We start from the raw sequence: 17,970 nt of genomic DNA, 5'->3' as shown, positions 1-17,970 counted from the left end.
CAGTTTTTATTTTTACTCTGTTAATTTGATGATACATATTTTTAAATTTATCAACTGCTCTTAATATATTTCCTACTGTTTCCATTGTATCTTTTTTTGAATAAGTTAATAAATCAAATACTTTTCCCCCTATTCTTATAGCTATTATGGTTTCATCATCACCATATCTTGCTATATCTGCACCTATATTTAATATATAGTCATTAGATATATTCACTTCTCTTATTGTACTTGTTTCAACAGCTTCTAAAGACATTAAAGAATCACTTTCTCCCTTAGGAAATTCTCCAAGAACTCTAACACGCCATGGGTCTGAACCTTCATGATACTTTCTTTTTAACATTTCAATATTATCTTTTGAGGTTCTAGGACTGTCTAAAGAAGATACTTTAAATGTCTTATATAAATCTCTATCTCTATTATGACTATCGTAAAACGTTCCACTCGTTCTAGTTGGGTTTCCACATAAAAGAAGCTTATTTTCTGTACCCGATAATGTTCCCAATATAGCTTCCATAATAGGGTCAGCAACTCCTGAAGCTTCATCAACAACAAATAACATGTAATCTTCATGAAAACCTTGCATATTCTCGGGCTTTACTGCTGTTCTAGCTGTAGCCCACCATCTTTCTTCAAAACCTTTCATATACACTTTTGTTTTAGTCCATTCAAGAAGTTTCTCAACCTTGCTATTGCTTAGCCACTTAGCTATTTCTGCCCACAATACATCATACAGTTGTTGTCTTGTCGGAGCTGTAGCAACTACTTTCGGAAAAGGTCTAGTACTTAAATACCATACAGTTGCAACACTTTCTAAGCCAGTTTTGCCTACGCCTTGACCACTTCTAATTGATACTTTTGGGTTTTGAGCTAAAGCCATCAAGACATCAGATTGCCACTTATCAGCTTTGAAATTTAGCATATCTTCTGCAAACCAAACAGGATTATCCCAATAACAATCTAATAGTGTTAATAAAGCTTTATTCATTGTTAACACCACGTTTCATTGCAATATTTTGTATAGCTTCAACCCATATTTCAGAATCATCTCCAACATCACTTTTCTTTAGGTTATCAACTTCACATCTCAACTTCTCAACTCTATTTTTCTGCTCCTCTGTAGCCAAATCCCAATCCTTATGAATCATTTCATCATATTGCTTAATTAAACTTCTAAGTTCACTCATTGCCCTACTCTGTGCATTAAGAAAAGATGCTTGTCTATCCCATGAAAATTGAAATTCATACTCTATCTTCTCACCATTTTCTGTACTTTCATGTTTCTTTAATTCCTTGATCATTTCTTCTTTATCTTTAACATACATTATCTTTTGCGCTCTTATTATTGCTGCATATTGAATGGTTATCTGTTCCCAAAGAATATCGAATTTATCTTTTATGGATATTTCTTGTATCAATTCCCTAGTTTCTTCGGGTAGATATTTTGAGAAGAAACCAAACTTTTCAGCGTTCTTATTTCCAGGTGGACCAGTGGCATTTTTATTACCTATGGGTGCACCCCTTTTATTTTTAGGTGCACCTTTCTTTTTTTCACTAGCCCAGTTGTATCTCTTAATCCATGACTTTAAAGTATTTAAACTAATGTCATACTTTGCTGATATTTCCTTTTGTTTCATACCTTTTAGGTAATCTTGTTTTACCTTTTCTTTGACATCTTGCACATCACCACCTCGTTTGTTTGTCGTTTTGGGAATTAAAAAAGAACTCTTGTTAGAGTTCTTATAAAAAATCTATATCATTTTTTTCTTCTTCCATTTCTTTTTCTATTTCTTTTTTAACCCTAATACATTCTTTATAATCGAAAATTATATTTCCAACTTCTGTAAATAAAGATGCTAAATATTTAGATAAAATATCATTTCCTAAATTAAAATTTTTTTTCTTGTTTAATTCATTGTCAATATCATCTTCAAAACAATAAAGACCACTCTCAATTCTGTTTATTAATTCATTAGCAAAAAAGGAATTATACCTTGCAAGGCAAACAAGATTAGACTCTTTTCTTTTCAATAGTCTCAATAGATTTGTTATATTATCTTTCTTAAGCCCCATTACAGAAAAAACTCCATCAAAAACTATCCCTTTATAACATTCTTCTTCTTTTCTAGGAATTTTTGTTCTAATATACGAGTTTCTTTCTGATTTTGCTACTTCTTTATTACTAAAATAAGTTATCTCATCTTCACTTAACAAATACATATATATTTTCTTATAATTAAATAACATAGCTTTTCTCAATGATAATTCATTTTCATTAAAATCATTATAGGTGTCATTATGATATTTTTCATAAAAGAATTTATCTAAATCTTTTATTGTTGGAAGTATTATACTTCTCATAAAACTCTTATAATCTATATCATAACAAAAATCCAACACATTATAATACTTATTTATTCTGTTTCCTTCAGACATTTTCTTTAGTAATGTAGATTTTTCATCTGAGTCATAGCAAATATAGCTAGCTGCAAAATATTCTTGAAAAGACTTATGAGACCATCTATATTCAATACCATCTTTAACAAAAACAGGAACATTATGAATTAAATCATAAAGTAAATCATTTTCGTTAAACTCAAGTCCTATATTTTTTCTTTTTGAGTTATAGATTATATTAATAAGCTCTTCTTTAGAATAACTAACACCTTTAGTCAACGTTATAAATCCAATAGTTCTTAATATTTTATGGAATTCTTCTAGATTTAAACCACTCTTCTTTTCTCTATAATATCCAGCTCTTTTTGAGTAATCATGTTTTTCAAATAGTGCATCATAAACTTGTCTATAAAACGCATCTTTTTTATGAGGAATTGACTGTTTGTATTTGAAAGATTCACATAACAAAGAAACCATTAAAGGATTTTCCAAAAACTCTTTAATTATTTCAAAATTTTTATCTTCTTCAATTTTCTTCATTAATAATCTTGAAATTTCTTCATTATCATCATTATACTTTTTAATTAAATTATATGCCTCTTCTTTTTTTAGTGGATATATATAAAAGCTTTGAAAATTACCAAAAGATAAAAGTTCATCTTCTTCTCTTGATGTCATTAAAAAAGTATTATTTCCAGCTTTGTCAACAAAATTTTGGAGTTTTTCAGTAACTTGAGTTTTATATTCTTTATTTATTTCATCATAACCATCAAGGAAAAATATAAAATCACCCCTTTCAATTAATTTTAAAACTCCTTCTTTATCAAAGTGTTCACTTATGCCATTAATTTCATTCATTATAAAATCTATTATATCTTTTTCTTGTGATAATCTTCTTAATTCTATTAATATAGGTATTCCTTTAGATTCATTTATTGAGCTTAAATATAAATATTTAGCTATAGTAGATTTTCCCATACCTGCTTGGTCTATTAATAAAACTCTTTTATACTTTGGTAAAAAATCATCCTTATAACTATTAATTAAAATATAAATTTCTTCCTCCTCATAAGAAGAATCAAAAACATTACGCTTTGACACTGTTAATGGTATATATAAATCATCAATTGTTTTTTGTTGATTTCTAAATACTATAGTATTCATGTATATATAATTTTTATAACTTCTTTCCATATATTCATTAAATTTATTTTCTATTAATTTTAATTCTTTTTTGCTCCTTTGTTTTCCAAGCGCTTCTTCTACTTTATTACTTAAAAATTTTTTAACTAAATCTTTTATCATCTCATCTGCACCAGTTGATTTTACAACTTTGCTTGCTGCGATAATTGCTTGTGCACATAATTCTGCTTCCATATTAATCCCCTCCAAAGTATAAAATTCAACTTCAAAGGTCAATATCCTTCAAAAACCATTCGACAGTTACAAAATAATTCTAAATAATACTTTTATCTTATTACTTCCCAATCATCTGCAAATATATCTCCAGTACTAGGCACCCACATAGAATGTGAACCATTACTATTTTTTATTTGTAAGTATGGATTACATTTAAACAAATCCCCTTCTTTTAAATTCCATACATCAGCTGTTTGTTTATTGCAAGGTATCCCATCAGGGTATCCTTTTTGCCTAACTACAAACATCCCTTTTCCATTCCAACCTAATCTAAATGCTTTCTCTCCATTTTTTATTAATGGTAATACTTCTTCAAATTTCATAATATTATTCTCCTTTTAATTTATTGTATAAAAAAAGACCATCCCTCAAGACAGTCATTTATATCATTTCTATTAATTACTTAATCTTTTTATATACCTCTTTATAATTCATATCTTTATCTATTAACTTAGGTAACTTCATAGATATAATTCTTTCAAGTGCTTGTATATCAAACAATTCACTTTGATTTAACTCATCTCTTTTTACACCCTTTGGTATACCTAATTTCTTTCTTACAAGTTCAGTAAAATGTTTATAATACATCCGAGGTTTATTACTTCCTTGACTAGTAGCATAATATACAAACTCTTGTATTTCATCTGTAAAATCTTTTCTAACCTTTTTACCTTCAGGTCTTATACCTAACCATTCTTCATCTTTTTCATTAGCTATATAGTATCCATTTTCTTTTATAGAATGTATAACTTCATATACCCAATCAAAATATTCATCAGAAACAGGCATATTAGATTTTCTTACTATAGCATAGATTCCTTTTTCATTATACATATATATTTTCTTAGCATTTTTATTTTTATATATCGACCCCTCAATTTGAGCCCCCGTTATTTCAATAGATTTTCCTCTCATATACTCAAAGTTTCTATTATGTATATTTTCTATCGCTTTACTTGGGTTAGAATATTTAAGAGCATGGCCTAGTTGTGTTCTGCTCATAAATATTTCTTTTTCTTCATTCATGTAAAAGTCGCATGTTGTCCCTAAAAATTTTCCTTTTTTAACAAGTTTTAGTTTCATAAAATCAACCTCCTGGATATTTGAATTTTAGATATGCACATTATGCATATCCGAATAGTGCATATTATGCATTTTTAATAGACCTTTTCAGATGTCGGTAACTCCGTCATCTGAAACTTATTAATTTTTGTATAAAAAAAGACCTAGAAATTAATCTAAGCCTTATTTGAGCCATCTTTTGCTTTCATATTTACTATATAATTTGCTGTAAGCACTACTCCCCTTATCAATAAATCTTCACTAATAGCACTTTTTCCTATAAAACTCTCAACATATTCAACTCCATAATCTAAGAATTCATCATCAGCATCTATATTAAATTCATCTAATTCTTTTATTATCTTTTCTCTTAAATCATTCATGTTTTTATTCTCCTTATTTACAAATTAAAAAAGACTAAGTCGGGGTAACTTAGTCTTTTTTAAAGTGGAATATATTATACACTTGTTTCATACTACCATTATAACAGGGGTTAAATATCATTAAAATATCATCTTTTTATCATGTATTTATCAAACAGTTAATTTCAAGCCATCTACACCAAATAAATATATACCAAGTTCTATTATCATCTCATTAACCCAACGTCTTGATGTAACTACTCCACAGTTTAATATTTCTGATATTTCTTCATAAGTTTTTTCATCAAAATAGTAAAGCTCCAATGCTCTATATTTTTCATATGATTGTAATCTCTCTTGTCTTAACTTTAAAGTTTTTAATGCTGAATCTATATGAGCTATCATAATAATAGTTCTTGTTTTACTTTTTTTAATGCTTAAAATATATAACTCTTCATCTTCAAAATCAGATAAATTTTCTTCTAAATAATCTACTTCTTTAGCTTCACTTACTGCTGAGTTTATATGTCTTTTAAAATCATTATAATGCTTCATCAATAATCTAGTATTATATAAGACTCCTTTTTTTCTCTCTTCTCTTTCTTCTTTTCTTAATTCTCTTACAATTTCTTTTATACTTTCTTTATCCACTTAAACAACTCCTTTTTCTATCTTTAAATTTCATATTAAGCTTATATAATCTTATGTACCTCTCCAAGCTCATTATCTTCACTATCAAAGACTTTATAGATTACAACATTGCCTCTTTGTCTTTTGAGCTTGTAATTTACTGTTATATCTATAATTGATTTTCTCTTCAACTGAAATACTACAGTGCTATTTCCATAATCTCTGTAATTACTTATTAATTCTTTTATATTTATTTCTTGTACTGATTTCTCCATTGTACCATCACTATTCATAAAGTAAGATGTATCTCCAAATACTTCATCAAATACAGAATGCATACTTTCTTGTATTTCTTTATTATTTTCTATAAAATTATCCATATGACTCCATAAAGCATTAAATAGTGGCATTTCCCAATCTGGACAATCAACAAAATCTTTATATCTTCCTTTTCTCCATCTATATTCTCCATGATGAACAAAGATTAGTTCATATATAAAGTTAAAATCTCTACTCATTTCTTCTTTAGAATGTTTTTTCATAAATTCATGGTATTCATCTAATATCTTTTCATTAGCTCCAATCAATTGACATATTTCTTTTTTAGTAAATTCTTTATTTATACTATCAAATAATGGTATTAAAGCATTTCCATAGGCACATATAAGAGATTCACAACTATCAAGTAAACCTTCTAAATAGTTTATATACTCTTTAATCTTAGTCTTATTACCAAGTTCTTGCTTTAAATACGATTTATATTCTCTTCTTTCATCTCTTATTCTTTCCATGTCTTTTAAGTTATCTCTTATTTCAAACTTGTATTTCACTAATAAATTACTTAAAAATAATCTATCATTAACCTTATTCTCAGTAAGATAAACCTTTGCTCTATCCTTTTGAATTCCAGAAAAAGAATTTAATGCTTTTTCCAATACTTCTTTTTCTCTTTCTTCTTTTGTTTTAAACGCAGTTATCATATTAATTCCTCCAAAATAATCATTTTTGAATAGGATATACTATATTAGTGTATCTTATTTTATTTTTATACTAGGTATTACATAGTCATGTTATGCTTACTTATTTCTGGTAGACACTTTTCTTTAAGATTTTGTATTGCCCTACGTTTACCACTATATATCGCGTTATAAGATTTATTTATTTTTTTTGATATTTTTTCTGTGTTATATCCTTTTAGATACATCCTTATAATTTCCTTTTGTGGCTGAGGAATATATCTAATTTTTCTTTTCACTATTTTCATTTGTAATTTTTTCTCAGCTTCTATTTCTTTCTCAATTATGATTTCATCCACCAATAAATCTTCATCTTGTATAAACTCTATAAGTTCTGTATATTCATTAGAATCTACATTTTTATTTAAAACTAAAATCTCATTTGCAAACTTTTTTGTTTTACTTTTATTTACTAACTTAATCATGTTATTTTTTATAACTTTTTGAAAATAAGCATTTACATATTCTATTTCAATTTTATAATTCATTGTAGCTTTCCATAATTCTACTTGTGCTTCTGCTATTAAATCATCTTTTTCAAAAATACCTTTTAAATACTTCGCATAAATAGATGCATTAATTTTTATATCTTTATCAAGAACATTTAGTATATCATTAAAAGCTAATTCATCTCCACTTCGAGCTTTTCTAACTAATTCTTTCAATATTTTATTTTTATCCATATCTCTATCCCCCATAAATTCTATAATTCAATCTTTTGCCCTTTAATTCAATCAAATAATTTTTACTCATTTCAATTAATCTACTTCCAATGGCCTCATCTATTTCAATAAGCTCATCAAAATTTTTTTCTGTTGATACAATCAATGGCATTTTATTTAAATATCTATAATTAACTATTTCAAACATTATATTTATGTCACTATTTGTTATATTGCCTTTATATAAATCATCAATTAATAATACCTTAGCTGATTTATACTTTCCAACTTCTCTTCTATAAGCTTCTTCATCCATTATATTTTGCTTTATTAATGTCATAGAATCTCTGTAAGGCATATAAATAACACTTATAGACCTATTCATTAGACTATTAGCTATTGCTAGTGATAGATGAGTTTTACCACTTCCTACTTGTCCCATAAACATAATTGAATTTCTTCTAATTTCTCTTATTTGTTCAAAATAATTTGAATACTCAATAGCTTTAGTGAATGCTTTTGCTACTGAAGAATCTACTTGATAATTAAAATTATCAAACTTTAATTTTCTAAATTCTTCACTTACTCCACTATTTTTTAAAATATCTTCTGCTATCCTAAGTTTCCTACATTCACATTCTTTAAAACCTTCATCGGTTTCTATGAAAAGTCTATCCTTACATTTTAAACATTTATATTCAGTATCTTGGTTCAACTCCAATGTCTCTAAGTGCCTGTCTTGCTCTTTCAAGCTCTTTATCGTTGATTCTTGTTTCTTTACTGTTAAAATCAAGTTCTGTACTCTTTGTTTGAGAATTTCTTTTTCCTTGTTTGTCATTTTTTAATCCTCCCAAACTATTACTTTTTCTTTTTTTCTTTTTGTATTCATTCTGATACTCTGTTAAATCTAAATTAGTCTTTATACCTACTTCTATCCAGTTATTCAATATAGTTTTTATGTATCTATAATTTTTAACTCCATTTGATGTTGCTTCATCAATAGCTCTTATAATTACATCAACCTCCATACCATCATCTAGAAAACCTAGTAACTCTAAAAAGTTGTTTGGAGTAATTACACCTATATATTTTTCAAAGTATTTTTTTATATAAGCACTTTCTTCTTGTTCCTTATTAATAGTAATAATAGTATTATTATTTTCTTTTATACTATTTTCTTTTATGTTGCCTAAAAACTGGATTTCAGTTTTACTGTCGCCGGTTTTTTCGCTCCCTGGTTTTCCGATTTCGGAATTAACCGTATTCGGTATATTGAAACACGGTTGACTTTTAACATCTTCCTTTTCTTCTATTTTAATTTGAGGAGTATCAAATATATCATATCTATATCCTTTTATTTGACCTTTATCATTTCTTATTTTACTTCTTATTACAAATCCTTCATTCATTAGCTCATTTAAAGCACTACTTATCCTTGATTTGCTATCTTTTCTATAGCTAATTAATGATTTTGCATATATCCTGTGACTTCCTGATTTTTGGAATCTTAACATTTGTGTAACTACACCTATAGCTGAGTAGGTTAGATTTTTATTATCTAATATCGCATTTGGAACCCTTGTAAAAGGGTCTTCAAAATTTATATGAAAATATGTTTCGTTATCAAAGTTCAATATATCACCTACTTTTCAATATTTTCAAATGACTCTTCATATATTTTGTACTCATACCCTCCAAGTACTTTGCCTGTTAAAGTATCTCTTCTTATCTCTCTACTTACATAACCTTTTTCTATGAGTTCATTTAGAATATTTGCTGTTGAATCTCTACCATTGCTACTTTTATTTTTTAAATCTTCTAGATATATTTTTTCATTTTCTGACTTAGTCATTAAATATAAATGAAGACCTTTGGCTTGCCAACTTAGACTACTATCTTGTAAACAGGCACTATTTAATATCACATAGAATTGTTTATTACACCCTTTTACAACATTCACAATATCACCTAAACTTTCTACTATATGTATAATCTAATTTTTTATTTGCATAATACTGCTATTTTGATGTATAATTTAATAAATATAATTTGTTGTTTTACTGAATTGAGCCATTGCAGTGGCTCTTTTCTTATATTTGAACATCTATGGGTCTATATCTTTCAAGTTCTTCTTGTATTAACATGAACTCCCTAAAATCAGTTGATGCTTCTAAGTCTATATCATGTAATAATCCTTGTAATATATTTTCACTTGCAAACTTTACAGCTTTCCACCATGTTAAACTATCACTTCTTGAACCTTGTAACCTATTTATTTCATTTTTTGCCTGTCTAATTTGACCTATTGCTATTAATCTAGCTGTTTCCATTTAAACCCCTCCTAACATATCATTTAAATTCTTCTTAACTTAATAATTTAATCTCATAATCACCCAACTGAATGTCCTCTGTTATCAATGTTTGATACTCAATACATCCTCTTTCTTTATCAAAATAGGCTAAATTTAACTCACTCTCAGTTGCTACTACCACAATGCAATTAATATCAAACTCAAACCTCTTAGAACTTACATTCACTACATTTCCTATTTTTAATTCGTCTAGATTAAAGTTCACTTTCAATAGCTCCATCTACATCACCCCCTATCTCTTTGTCAACATAGTAATTTTCAATATACGTGTGAGTTATTAATACACCAAACTTATCTGTAAGAATTTTAGCTAAAGTCTCCCCTAATGCATCTAAATTTGGTTCACCAACTGTTGTTACTGTGTATTCGCTTTTTTTACCCATTTAAATCTCCCCTTTATTTTTCAAAATATTCTGTATTTAATTATTGCAGTTTTTGCTTAAATCACTTGATATTCCGTATTTTAAAGCCATGTCTTTTATAACGGAAACATATCCTTCTATAAGCTTCTTATCATCTTGTATAACATCTAAATTGTTGATTTTCTCTCTTTTAGATTCAGACACACCTTCTTCTGCCATTTTTCTTCTTTTATTAATTAATCTTCTATGTAAGTCAACTCCAAATCGATTATCTAATAATTCATAACTTTCTCTTCTAAGCATGTTTATATGTTCAAAACTACCTTGCTGTTTTGCTATTCTTGCAATTAGTTGTTGTGTATCTTTTCTCCAGTCTGTAGCATTTAATGAAACAACCTCTTTTATTGTTTTAACTTCTGTTTTTGCTTCTAATGCTATATCATTAGCTTGATTAACTTGTAACCTTAAATCTTTCATTTCTTTTAAACTTTCTATTAATACATCTTCTATACAAGTTGGTTTCTGTTGCTTAACTTTGAAATATGTTTCCTCTAAGTTATCAAACTGTTCCCAAGCTTTATCAGTATCTAATATTTTACAGTGTCTGTTTGCTCCTCTTTCAGTCCAAAGATACAATTGACTAGAATGTTTTGAAACCAACTGACTATTAGTAGGTTGGTTCTTAAATTCTTTCAAATGCTCACCTTGTAATAAAAAATAGTGGACATTCTCTTTGAATCTCTCTTTGTTTCTATTGAAATTAGTTTGTATATTGTTTACATCAGTTTCATATACATCTGCTAGTTGTTGTGTAGTTAGAACTCTTTCGTTGTTTCTTTCTATTACTTGTAAGTTATTCATTATTTTTACCCCCTATGATTTTCTTTAATTTCGTCTTCAGTTTCAAAAAGATATTCAGTACTTAGATTTGGGAAAAACATTGATTGTATATTTTTAGCTTCTATGTACTTTAATCTGTTAGCATTTCTTAACTTTGCAGACACTGTACTTACATTTAGATTCAATGCTTTTGCTAATGTTTCATTAGTTATATTTGCTCTTACCATTTCAGCTCTTAAATTTTTAAACATATATATTCTCCTTTCTAAACTTATTCACTAAATTTCGTAATTTATATTTCAATAATACACTCAATTTAGTGAATAGTCAATACATTTTTACACTTTATTTTTGTAATTTCGTAAATTATTATTGCTTTTTTGTGATTTTACGTTTATATTTAATGTAAAGGTGGTGATAAAATGACTATTGAAGAAAAATTAAAACAATTAATTCTTGATAGATATAAAAGCATTAGAGCTTTTACAAAAGAAATTGATACTCCTTACTCAACAATAGATACTATGCTTAAACGTGGTGTTGGAGGTACTAGCATAACAACAGTTCTAAAAGTTTGTAATGCTTTAAACATTGATGCTGATGCACTCATTGAAAATGAATTAAGAGAAAAACAAAATTCAGTAAATATATCTATAAAATCATCTGAACAAGATATTTTGAAAAAATATAATGCTTTAGATGAACATGGTAAAGACATAGTAACTAGTATATTGGAAAAAGAATATATACGAGTTATTAAAAAATAGAAGTCCTAGAAACAGGGCTTCTATTTTTTATTCATGCAAAACATAAGTTCGATATGAATAAAACTATTTCCCTTGAATTTGTTATATTTTCTTACCTACTAAATTTATACAATCTTTAAATCAGTTTATTTTTAAAAATATTCTGTATTTAATTATTGCAGTTTTTTCTTCATTTAATTTTCAAAACCTTTTAGTGCTTTCTCTAAAATAGCTATCACATTCTCATAATATCTAAAATTAGCTACTTGTTTATCTGAATATTTAGCTTTATCCCATACCTTAATTCCATATTCATCTGTTTTTAGATTATAAGCATTTGCCAATCCTCCAACTTTGTTAGCTGAAATTCCTAACATATTACCTATTTCTGTAGCTGAATAAGTTTTTCTTTCCATTTTAGGAAGTGGTATTAATGCTTCTCCAGAAATAAGTTCAGTAGTCTTTGAGTACATAATTTGTTTATATTCTTTTATATCTACTTTATCAGCCAACTCTAAATATATCTTCGCTTCTCTTGCCCTTGCATTTTTTAATCTTGCCTGAGCATTCATGTATTTTATTTCTGATTCATCTTTACTATCTTTAGGTTTGTTACTACTATATGTACCTGTTTTACGAATAGATGGTAATACTTCATCAAATACCCAACTCTCAAATTTTTCAGCACTTGGTAATTCGCTATTTGTAATTAATCTATACATATCACCTTCTGGAATGATGTTTACCTCTAAAGTCTTAGTTTTACTTTGTGGGTGAGGTATTCCCTGTTTTAGGGTATACCTACAATGTCTTTCAATTGCATTATTTGGCTTTGCATATCCAAGAGCTTTTGCTATATCTGTTGCTACAAAATATGGTTTACCACCAATTTCAACTGTTCTTATTTCTCCAAAATCATTATTTTTAAATATTTGTAAATTATTACTCATAATTTCTTCCTCCCTAGTTTTTTATATTTTCATCTGTTAGGTCTTCTTACTTAATAACGTTGCATTTTTGGGATATAATTGTCAAAAAAAATCTCCCCCGGCTCTTCGATTTGCAAAATATTTGATATCTTAACCGCTTCCTCAATCTTGAATTGTGAACGATTATTTAATTTTGCATTGAGGGCTTGAACAGTCATACCTAGTTCTTCTGCTAATTTCTTTTGAGTGTATTTTTTTTCGACCATTTTTCCTCTTAATTTATTTATATTCATTTCATCACCTCGTTGCTTATTTGGGATAATTCAATATTAATACATCCCTTTTATATTGTCAAGTCAAAAATGCAACATTTTTTTATATTTTTTAATATATTTGTTGCATTTATGAAAAAATACTTTATAATATATTTTATAGAGGTGATAAATTTGAATACTGAAAATGATTTAAAAATGTTGGAGATTACAAATAGAATAAAAAATAAACGATTAGAACTTAATATGTCATATCAAGATTTAGCCAACAAAACTGGACTAAGTAAATCCACTTTACAGCGATATGAAACAGGAACTATAAAAAATATTCCATTGGATAAGCTAGAAATTTTAGCTCATGCATTAAATGAGTCTCCTGCTTTTATAATGGGATGGAGTAAAAATTCCAAACTCATTAAAACTAAAGAAAATAAGCTTTTATCTAGCTTTAATGAGTTAAACGACATTGGGCAAAACGAGGCAATAAAAAGAGTAGATGAACTTACTCAAATAGATAAATATGTAAATAAAAATCATATAGATACAATGGCAGCACATAATGACCACTTAGATGAAGAAGGAGAAATTGAAAAAATATATCAAGATTTAGATGATATGAAAAAATGGTAGGTGTCTAATTTGAATAAATATGAAGAATTACAAACTGAAGCTTATGACAACAATATTTTAATTAAAGAAGTTCCTTTAAAATCTAATTCTAGTGGTCTATATATCAATAACAAAATTGCACTTAATAAAGATAAACTTACTACCTTAAGTGAAAAAATTTGTGTTTTAGCAGAAGAATTAGGACACCACTACACATCATATGGTGATATTATAGATTTAAATAAAGTTGAAAATAGTAAACAGGAATATAAAGCTAGATTAAGGGCTTATAACAAGTTAATTGGTCTTAAAGGTATAATAGATAGTTTTAATGCTGGTTGTAAGACTATATCTGAAATGGCAGAATACCTTGAGGTAACTGAAAAGTTTCTAAAGGAAGCTTTAGAATGTTATAAAAATAAATATGGTATTTCAGCTACACTAGATAATTATGTAATATTTTTTGAGCCAAGATTTAGTATTATGAATGCGAATTTTTTATAACAATTCATAGTTTATTTAAGAGTAACTAAACTACTCTTAAATATAACTATAAAAAAGGTGGTGATGGGATGTTAAGAGTAGCACTTTATATACGTGTTAGTACAGAAGAACAAGTTTTAAATGGGGATAGTATAAGAACACAAATAGAGGCTTTAGAACAGTACTCTAAAGAGAATGATTTTGACATAGTTGGTAAGTACATTGATGAAGGATTCTCTGCAACTAATTTAAAAAGACCTAACTTACAGCGATTATTAAAAGATGTAGAAAAGGATAAAGTAGACCTAGTTCTTTTAACTAAAATTGACAGACTAAGTCGTGGTGTTAAAAACTATTATAAAATCATGGAAACTTTGGAAAAGCATAAATGTGATTGGAAAACCATTTTAGAAAATTATGATTCTAGTACTGCTGCTGGTAGATTACATATAAACATTATGTTATCTGTAGCAGAAAATGAAGCAGCTCAAACATCTGAAAGAATAAAATTTGTTTTTCAAGATAAGTTACAACGTAAAGAGGTTGTAAGTGGCACAATTCCAACAGGTTATAAAATAGAAAATAAGCATCTAGTTATTGATAAAGAAAAAAAATATATAGTTAAATCTATTTTTGATGAATATGAGAAATTATGTTCTGTTAGAAGTTTAATAGATATAATTAATAATCTTTGTGGCGAATTATACAGTTATAATAAAATAAAGAATATACTAAAAAATGAACTTTACATAGGAATCTATAATAAACGAGGATTTTATGTTGAAGATTATTGTGAACCAATTATATCAAAAGAACAATTTCAGAGAATCCAAAGAATATTAGAAAAAAATAAAAAATCTACTCATAATAAAAATAGAAACTATCATATTTTTTCTGGTCTTTTAAAATGTAAGGAGTGTGGTCGAACATTAAAGGGTAATTCTAAAAACATTAATGATAAAAGAGTTTACTTATCTTATAGGTGTTCTACATTCTATCTAAATAAAAACTGCATACATAGCGTAACTCATAATGAAAAACACATTGAAAATTATCTTTTAACTAATTTAAAACCACAATTACATAGACATATGTTGAAATTAGAATCACAAAATGAAAAAATTAGACAAATGAAAAGATTTAGTAAAAAAGATGAAAAGAAAAAGATTATGAAAAAGTTAGATAAAATAAAAGACTTATATTTGGAAGATTTAATTAATAAAGAAACTTATCGAAAAGATTATGAAAAATTACAATCTCAATTGGATAATATAACTGAGGAACAAGAAAGTCAAATTATTGATACATCACATATAAAAAAATTCTTAGACATTGATATTAATGAGATGTATAGTAATTTAAGCAAGATTGAACGCAGACGTTTTTGGCTATCTATAATAGATTATATAGAAATAGATAATAACAAAAACATCACAATTAATTTTATATAATTATTCGGACTAATTAATAGTAACCATTAGGACCAAGTAAGCCTATCAAATTTGGACTTTCAAGACTTATATTTATATCTTTTAGTGCTTCCTTCCCTGCTCTATAAGTCATATTTAAATTTTTAACATCAATTTTCATGTTTCACTCACCTTTCACGTTTTTTAGTTTCTTATTACATTTTTTATTATATAAATGAAGTATGTAGTTAATATGTTCTTATCTTGTTTTTTATATGGTAGCTAAATACTTTTTAAATACATTCTTATACTCAAAATAACCCTATACTAAAATTTAAATTTAACCTTAAAATTTTAGTATAGGGTTATTTTATTTATAAAATATTTACTGCAATGTATTTTTTAATGCGATAGGAAATATAGCTGTAAATTTTACACCTACTGATGTATTTTCAATTTTATATTTGACCTTGTGCATATCAAATATAACTTTAATAATATACAATCCTAGACCACTTCCACCAGATTGTCTACTTCGTGACTTATCTACACGATAAAAAGGATTAAAAATATTTTCTATCTCAGATTCTTCTATAAATGTATTTGAATTCTCAACTTCAAAAACTCCACATTCATTATTCTTATACAATTTTATACTTACCAAAACATCATTTTTTGAGTGCTTAATTGAATTGTTAATAATATTAGAAATAGCTTTTTTCATCAATTTTATATCTACAAAAGAGTATAAATTTTTTTCTATATCAGTAATAACATCTATATTCTTATTTTCTGCTAATATCAAGTAATTTTGTATTGATTTCTGTACTAATGAACTCATATTGATTTCTACTGTATTTAATTTAAATCCAGATGACTCCATACGAGAAATATCGAGAATTTCACGTACCATTTCTTCCATACTTTCTATTACCTTAAGTGAATGTCTTAAATAAGTATCTCTATCTTTATACATGCCAACATTGTATATCATGCCTTCAAGTTGACCTTTTATAATCGTAATTGGTGTTTTTAACTCATGAGATACTACTGCAAAAAAAGCTCTTCTACTTATTTCATTCTTTCTTTCCTTTTCAATGTCTTCTTGAAGCTTTAAATTTGCATGCTCAAGATTATTAAGTGTGCTTGATAAATTATGTGCAAGCTCATTTAAACTTAAAGCAAGAGAGCCTATTTCATCATCACTTTCTACATCACATCTAACATCTAAATTCATCTGTGCAATTTTTTTTGAAGTATTACTTATCTTGACAACAGGTTTTGTAATTACTCTAGAATAAATAAATGAAGTAACTAGTGATATTATCAAAATCATTATTGCAACTACTGGTATCAATTTTAATAAAACCATAGAAGCTTCATCAACTACCATCAATTTTGGCATAACAGAGAGAATATATTTATCTGAACTATTTTTAAATGTAATATCAGTGGATATGGCACTTACATAACTACTTCCCGAAATTTGATTATTATTTAGGTAATTATATAAAAAATTATCTTCATTGAATATGGTTCTTTGCTTCTTATTTGATATAATATTTTCATCACCTAATTTCCCATACTTTATATTAGATGGTATTTCTACTGATTTTCCATTTTTCATTAAATTAATAGACACATTATTTTCAATTATAAAATCATAAAATTTAGGTGTAGAATCCTCATATTTAGTCTTCTCAATAACTTTAACAAATTCATTCAGATTTTTTTTGATATCATCTGTTAAGTATGATTTATATGTTTTGGGCATTGATATCATGATAAATATGTAAATTAGTGTACAGGATAAAATAAGTATCAAAGTTGTACTTAAAAAAACTTTTCTATTTAGACTTTTCTTAATCCAATACATCAATCCTATATCCTACCCCTCTTATTGTTTCTATGTAATTCACATCAAGCTTTTTTCTAAGATTTTTTATATGTGTGTCTACAACCCTTTCATCTCCTAAAAAATCATATTTCCACAGGCTATTTATTAAATTTTCTCTAGTAAGTACACGACCCTTGTGTTCTATTAGTTCCTTTAGAACTTCAAATTCTCTAGCAGTCAATTCAATCTGTTTACAATTAACAAAAACTTTATATCCTTCAACATCAACATTGATATCTCTATATGATAAAAATTCTCTATCTTCATGATTTTCTTCCTTATCCCCAGTTCTTCTTAATACTGCCTCTACTCTTTTTAGAAGAACAATTGTAGAAAATGGTTTTGTAATATAATCATCCACTTTTAATTCAAATCCTTTTACTTGGTCTGTTTCTTCATCCAATGCTGTAAGTATAATAATTGGAATATTAGATTCATTTCTTATTATTTCACAAACTACAAAGCCATCTATTTTTGGCATCAGTATGTCTAATAAAATCAAA

26 protein-coding genes are annotated in these 17,970 nt (G+C 26.9%); 4 read left to right on the top strand and 22 right to left on the bottom strand.

The window, feature by feature from the left end; genetic code table 11:
• The 17 genes from IC174_RS06495 to IC174_RS06415 all read right to left on the bottom strand — a co-directional run.
• The coding region (locus IC174_RS06495) for a DEAD/DEAH box helicase family protein (protein WP_227482443.1) at positions 1 to 988 on the bottom strand (988 nt) is incomplete at its 3' end.
• Complete coding sequence (gene terS, locus IC174_RS06490; protein ID WP_227482442.1) at positions 981 to 1,682, bottom strand: phage terminase small subunit; 702 nt, start codon at positions 1,680 to 1,682, stop codon at positions 981 to 983. The genes IC174_RS06495 and terS, both read right to left, overlap by 8 nt.
• Before the next feature lie 58 nt (positions 1,683 to 1,740).
• On the bottom strand, positions 1,741 to 3,774 hold the full coding sequence (locus tag IC174_RS06485) for an NB-ARC domain-containing protein (protein ID WP_227482441.1): 2,034 nt from the start codon (positions 3,772 to 3,774) through the stop codon (positions 1,741 to 1,743).
• A gap of 92 nt (positions 3,775 to 3,866) precedes the next feature.
• Positions 3,867 to 4,139 carry a DUF2829 domain-containing protein gene (locus tag IC174_RS06480; RefSeq protein ID WP_227482440.1) on the bottom strand — a complete coding sequence of 91 codons (273 nt, stop codon included), beginning with the start codon at positions 4,137 to 4,139 and terminating at the stop codon, positions 3,867 to 3,869.
• Between the two features lie 76 nt (positions 4,140 to 4,215).
• Entirely contained in the window at positions 4,216 to 4,899 is a 684-nt protein-coding gene (locus IC174_RS06475) for a BRO family protein (protein ID WP_227482439.1), read from the bottom strand.
• A 155-nt stretch (positions 4,900 to 5,054) separates the two neighbouring features.
• On the bottom strand, positions 5,055 to 5,261 hold the full coding sequence (locus IC174_RS06470; protein WP_227482438.1) for a hypothetical protein: 207 nt from the start codon (positions 5,259 to 5,261) through the stop codon (positions 5,055 to 5,057).
• 150 nt (positions 5,262 to 5,411) lie between these two features.
• Positions 5,412 to 5,891, bottom strand: coding sequence for a hypothetical protein (locus IC174_RS06465; RefSeq protein WP_227482437.1), 480 nt, complete (start codon positions 5,889 to 5,891; stop codon positions 5,412 to 5,414).
• 41 nt (positions 5,892 to 5,932) lie between these two features.
• Positions 5,933 to 6,850 (bottom strand): hypothetical protein, encoded by a 918-nt coding sequence (locus IC174_RS06460; protein WP_227482436.1) that lies wholly within the window; start codon positions 6,848 to 6,850, stop codon positions 5,933 to 5,935.
• 77 nt (positions 6,851 to 6,927) lie between these two features.
• Positions 6,928 to 7,569 (bottom strand): sigma-70 family RNA polymerase sigma factor, encoded by a 642-nt coding sequence (locus IC174_RS06455; RefSeq protein ID WP_227482435.1) that lies wholly within the window; start codon positions 7,567 to 7,569, stop codon positions 6,928 to 6,930.
• A 4-nt stretch (positions 7,570 to 7,573) separates the two neighbouring features.
• Complete coding sequence (locus IC174_RS06450; RefSeq protein WP_255625484.1) at positions 7,574 to 8,269, bottom strand: ATP-binding protein; 696 nt, start codon at positions 8,267 to 8,269, stop codon at positions 7,574 to 7,576.
• Entirely contained in the window at positions 8,247 to 9,182 is a 936-nt protein-coding gene (locus IC174_RS06445; protein ID WP_227482433.1) for a DnaD domain protein, read from the bottom strand. Before IC174_RS06445 ends, IC174_RS06450 begins: the two co-directional genes overlap by 23 nt.
• Positions 9,183 to 9,190: 8 nt before the next feature.
• Positions 9,191 to 9,508, bottom strand: a complete 318-nt coding sequence (locus IC174_RS06440) for a hypothetical protein (protein ID WP_227482432.1) — start codon at positions 9,506 to 9,508, stop codon at positions 9,191 to 9,193.
• A gap of 130 nt (positions 9,509 to 9,638) precedes the next feature.
• Positions 9,639 to 9,878 carry a hypothetical protein gene (locus IC174_RS06435; protein ID WP_227482431.1) on the bottom strand — a complete coding sequence of 80 codons (240 nt, stop codon included), beginning with the start codon at positions 9,876 to 9,878 and terminating at the stop codon, positions 9,639 to 9,641.
• A gap of 34 nt (positions 9,879 to 9,912) precedes the next feature.
• On the bottom strand, positions 9,913 to 10,140 hold the full coding sequence (locus IC174_RS06430) for a hypothetical protein (RefSeq protein WP_227482430.1): 228 nt from the start codon (positions 10,138 to 10,140) through the stop codon (positions 9,913 to 9,915).
• Positions 10,115 to 10,303: a hypothetical protein gene (locus tag IC174_RS06425; RefSeq protein ID WP_227482429.1), complete on the bottom strand. Its 189-nt coding sequence runs from the start codon at positions 10,301 to 10,303 to the stop codon at positions 10,115 to 10,117. Before IC174_RS06425 ends, IC174_RS06430 begins: the two co-directional genes overlap by 26 nt.
• A gap of 36 nt (positions 10,304 to 10,339) precedes the next feature.
• Positions 10,340 to 11,143, bottom strand: coding sequence for an ORF6N domain-containing protein (locus IC174_RS06420; RefSeq protein WP_227482428.1), 804 nt, complete (start codon positions 11,141 to 11,143; stop codon positions 10,340 to 10,342).
• Positions 11,144 to 11,148: 5 nt separating this feature from the next.
• A complete protein-coding gene (locus IC174_RS06415; RefSeq protein ID WP_227482427.1) occupies positions 11,149 to 11,373 on the bottom strand; it encodes an XRE family transcriptional regulator in 225 nt (74 codons plus the stop codon).
• 171 nt (positions 11,374 to 11,544) lie between these two features.
• Between IC174_RS06415 and IC174_RS06410 the strand changes: the two genes are divergently transcribed.
• Positions 11,545 to 11,889 carry a helix-turn-helix transcriptional regulator gene (locus tag IC174_RS06410; protein WP_227482426.1) on the top strand — a complete coding sequence of 115 codons (345 nt, stop codon included), beginning with the start codon at positions 11,545 to 11,547 and terminating at the stop codon, positions 11,887 to 11,889.
• A 173-nt stretch (positions 11,890 to 12,062) separates the two neighbouring features.
• Here IC174_RS06410 and IC174_RS06405 read toward each other — a convergent pair whose 3' ends face one another.
• Both IC174_RS06405 and IC174_RS06400 read right to left on the bottom strand, forming a co-directional pair.
• A complete protein-coding gene (locus IC174_RS06405) occupies positions 12,063 to 12,818 on the bottom strand; it encodes a BRO family protein (RefSeq protein ID WP_227482425.1) in 756 nt (251 codons plus the stop codon).
• 50 nt (positions 12,819 to 12,868) lie between these two features.
• Entirely contained in the window at positions 12,869 to 13,090 is a 222-nt protein-coding gene (locus IC174_RS06400; RefSeq protein WP_227482424.1) for a helix-turn-helix domain-containing protein, read from the bottom strand.
• 153 nt (positions 13,091 to 13,243) lie between these two features.
• Between IC174_RS06400 and IC174_RS06395 the strand changes: the two genes are divergently transcribed.
• The 3 genes from IC174_RS06395 (at position 13,244) to IC174_RS06385 (ending at position 15,612) form a co-directional block, all read left to right on the top strand.
• Positions 13,244 to 13,699 carry a helix-turn-helix domain-containing protein gene (locus IC174_RS06395; protein ID WP_227482423.1) on the top strand — a complete coding sequence of 152 codons (456 nt, stop codon included), beginning with the start codon at positions 13,244 to 13,246 and terminating at the stop codon, positions 13,697 to 13,699.
• A gap of 9 nt (positions 13,700 to 13,708) precedes the next feature.
• Positions 13,709 to 14,182, top strand: coding sequence for an ImmA/IrrE family metallo-endopeptidase (locus IC174_RS06390; RefSeq protein WP_227482422.1), 474 nt, complete (start codon positions 13,709 to 13,711; stop codon positions 14,180 to 14,182).
• A gap of 68 nt (positions 14,183 to 14,250) precedes the next feature.
• Entirely contained in the window at positions 14,251 to 15,612 is a 1,362-nt protein-coding gene (locus IC174_RS06385; protein ID WP_227482421.1) for a recombinase family protein, read from the top strand.
• 13 nt (positions 15,613 to 15,625) lie between these two features.
• Here the strand turns inward: IC174_RS06385 and IC174_RS06380 are convergent, their stop codons facing one another.
• The 3 genes from IC174_RS06380 to IC174_RS06370 all read right to left on the bottom strand — a co-directional run bounded on the left by IC174_RS06380 (position 15,626) and on the right by IC174_RS06370 (position 17,969).
• On the bottom strand, positions 15,626 to 15,751 hold the full coding sequence (locus IC174_RS06380; RefSeq protein WP_413927181.1) for a hypothetical protein: 126 nt from the start codon (positions 15,749 to 15,751) through the stop codon (positions 15,626 to 15,628).
• Between the two features lie 204 nt (positions 15,752 to 15,955).
• A complete protein-coding gene (locus IC174_RS06375; protein WP_227482420.1) occupies positions 15,956 to 17,446 on the bottom strand; it encodes a sensor histidine kinase in 1,491 nt (496 codons plus the stop codon).
• Complete coding sequence (locus tag IC174_RS06370) at positions 17,433 to 17,969, bottom strand: response regulator transcription factor (protein ID WP_413927180.1); 537 nt, start codon at positions 17,967 to 17,969, stop codon at positions 17,433 to 17,435. The genes IC174_RS06375 and IC174_RS06370 overlap by 14 nt, the downstream gene beginning before the upstream one ends.
• Between the last annotated feature and the right edge of the window lies 1 nt (position 17,970).

Origin of the sequence: Clostridioides sp. ES-S-0001-03 (assembly GCF_020676075.1) — a bacterium.
Taxonomy (GTDB): Bacteria; Bacillota; Clostridia; order Peptostreptococcales; family Peptostreptococcaceae; genus Clostridioides.
Note: the sequence above shows the minus strand (reverse complement) of the source record. Positions and strands in the feature narration are given on the sequence as shown.